Raw genomic sequence first — 1087 nt, forward strand, 5'->3', positions numbered from 1 at the left:
GGCGGGCTCAACCGATGGTTGCAACACCCTTCCGTGATTTTCGTTGGGGTGGTTATGGCGTTGAGGTTGAGCCCGCTGGAGCGGGAGCAGATCGGGTTGGGTCGGGCTGCGAATGAATCGCTGCGGTCGATCGCGCGCAGGTTGGAGCGGTCGGTGTCGACGATCTCGCGGGAGGTGGGTCGGTTCGAGCGTTATGGGCAGCGGTATCAGCCGTTGATGGCGCAGTGGGCGTCGTTTCTGCGGCATAACCGGTCCGGGCGGGTGCCGCGGTTGGCTGTTGACGGGCCGTTGCGTGAGGTGGTGCTGGATATGCTGCGTCGGCGTCGTTCGCCGCAGCAGGTCAGTGCTCGGCTGCGGGTGCAGTTCCCGGACATGCCGGAGATGTGGGTGTCGCACGAGACGATTTACCAGGCGATTTACCTGCAGGCGCGGGGGAACCTCCGGGCGGAGTTGACGCGGCAGGTGGCGTTGCGATCGGGTCGGGCCGCTCGCCGCCGCCGGCCGGCAAGCGCTGGGGCGGTGCGCTCGGCGCGGCCGTGGGTCAACCTGCGCATCGCTGACCGGCCGGCTGAGGTCGCCGACCGGGCGGTGCCCGGGCACTGGGAGGGTGACCTCCTCGAAGGGGTCCGTCGGGGTGGGCGTGGTGGTTCCGCGATCGCCACGTTGGTGGAACGCGCTACCCGCTTCGTGATCCTGGTCGGACTGCCCGAGGGCAAGGTGTCCGAACACGTCGTGTCCCAGCTCGCCGCTGCGATGACCTGGCTCCCGCAACGCTTACGGGCCTCGCTGACCTGGGACCAGGGCGTGGAGATGGCCCGGCACCGTGACTTCACCATCGCCACCGACTGCCCGGTCTACTTCTGCGACCCGCACAGCCCCTGGCAACGCGGCAGCAACGAGAACACCAACGGGCTACTACGCCAGTACTTCCCCAAAGGCCAATTCGACTTCACCACCATCGACCAAGCCGGCCTCGACCACGTCGCCGACGAACTCAACGACCGCCCCCGAATGACCCTGGGCTGGGCCACCCCAGGTGAGAAAATGACCCAGCTCCTCGGTGTTGCAACCACCGGTTGAGCCCGCC

At 67.6% G+C, this 1087-nt stretch carries 1 protein-coding gene; it reads left to right on the forward strand.

The window, feature by feature from the left end; translation table 11 throughout:
• The first annotated feature begins 54 nt into the window (after window positions 1-54).
• Window positions 55-1080, forward strand: coding sequence for an IS30 family transposase (locus ABZU43_RS33015; RefSeq protein WP_355010283.1), 1026 nt, complete (start codon window positions 55-57; stop codon window positions 1078-1080).
• Window positions 1081-1087 lie beyond the last annotated feature (7 nt).

This window comes from Micromonospora sp. NPDC005205 (genome assembly GCF_040608275.1).
GTDB lineage: Bacteria > Actinomycetota > Actinomycetes > Mycobacteriales > Micromonosporaceae > Micromonospora.